The sequence below is a fragment of the Paenibacillus sp. GbtcB18 genome (assembly GCF_019091125.1).
Lineage (GTDB): Bacteria > Bacillota > Bacilli > Paenibacillales > NBRC-103111 > Paenibacillus_F > Paenibacillus_F chitinolyticus.
Genome location: NZ_JAGXJX010000054.1, coordinates 1 through 1,567, shown reverse-complemented (window position 1 = coordinate 1,567; position 1,567 = coordinate 1). Strand labels below are relative to the sequence as shown.

General features: G+C 31.6%; 1 protein-coding gene. It reads left to right on the top strand.

Annotated elements, in window-relative coordinates:
- Positions 1-519: 519 nt before the first annotated feature.
- Positions 520-1,434 (top strand): hypothetical protein, encoded by a 915-nt coding sequence (locus tag KVT34_RS29420; RefSeq protein ID WP_088098005.1) that lies wholly within the window; start codon positions 520-522, stop codon positions 1,432-1,434.
- Positions 1,435-1,567: the final 133 nt, after the last annotated feature.

Here is a 1,567-nt window from a genome sequence, read left to right as displayed (position 1 = left end):
AATCATTTTGCCCTCTTCTTTACTCACATAATTCTACAGCTATCCTACGATCTTTTTCTTTGTTTTCATTTAAGGTTCTAGCGTTATAAATTGATACAATTAATGTAGCTAATGAAAGAATTGATGTAATAATTAGTGCTATATTCACTTTGGTCCCTCTTTATGCTCTAAATCACCATTATTACATAAGATTATTACGTTATACAAGGACTATGCATTATCACGATAATTTTCATGATATTTATCTAAATCACCCTTTTATTTAAAATATTGGTGAATTTGTTTGAAGTTATATTAATCCCCCTAAAAAAAGCGCAAAAAGAATCTACTTATAATTAAATCCCCCCTCTTTTCAAAATAACGTAATAAAAATCAGATTATCTTCAGATACCAAATTTCTTTCATACGTCAAATATTAAATTCCAAACTTAGCCACTTCGAATGCTGATAATGGTAAAATATCCTATATAAATACAATTTATGATGGTGGTAAATTTTCTTTATTAGGAGGAGAGGAAAATGGCAGTAACAATGAAAGAAGCTTACTCGACAATTTTGAATGAAAAGGTTTCAGCGCAAGAAATAGATGAACCTGTAAATAAGCATTTAAAACAAGAATTAGAATGTAGAGTTTGTAGAATACCTGTGGCGCATCGCACAAGACATATGAGAAATGAAGTAGAAATTCCAGCGCTTTTTTACCGAAAAGGCGGCATAAACCACGAGGAATTCTGTTCATACAATACACTCGGTCAGATTAAAGTTATCGCACGTGATTCCGATGATGACATTTTAAAAAGTGTAGAGGATAAAACTTTTTTATTTCGCTTAAATATGATCCATGAGCCTTTAGAAGAATTGAAAAATCAAACTACAAAGCCAAAGAATGATCAAAACAAGGCACTGAATAAAAAAGATAGAACTTATCATTCTAGCGGGAGCTTAAACTCATACTTATCAGCCATGAAAAAGATAATTGAGTTACGGAATATTCTAGAAAAACAAACCGAACTACACTCTATTATTGAAATTGAAATGCATGGAAAAAGAATAAAGTGGAGTGATTTTTATTATGAACCTGACCGTTATATACAATCGTGCAATTACGTCAAACAACTAAAATGGGAAAACAGACATCCCATTTGTATAGAAGGCATTGTAGACAGCGTGCGATATATAGAAATGTCAGGGAAATACGCTATAAACCTTCGTTGGGGAAAAAAAGGAATTAGTAGTAATGGTATAGAGCAAATTCCTTCACCCTCTATTTACTTCGATTCTGAAACACTTTCGCCAGAAGATATAAACCCCGGACAGCATATTGCTGTATGCGCAGTATGTACATATCGAATGACAGGCGGAAAAGTTAGACAATTTATGAATACAAATGCCCATTTATATCACAAAAACCAGCTTGTAATTTTATCTGATTAATAAAAGTTCAAACTATTTTTAATCCTACTATTTTTCATTTCCAACTTTCAAACTCACATTATATGCTATAGAAATATGAGTTTATTTTTTTATGTCACCTGTCATTTTGAATATGGATAAGTTCGCTTTGAGG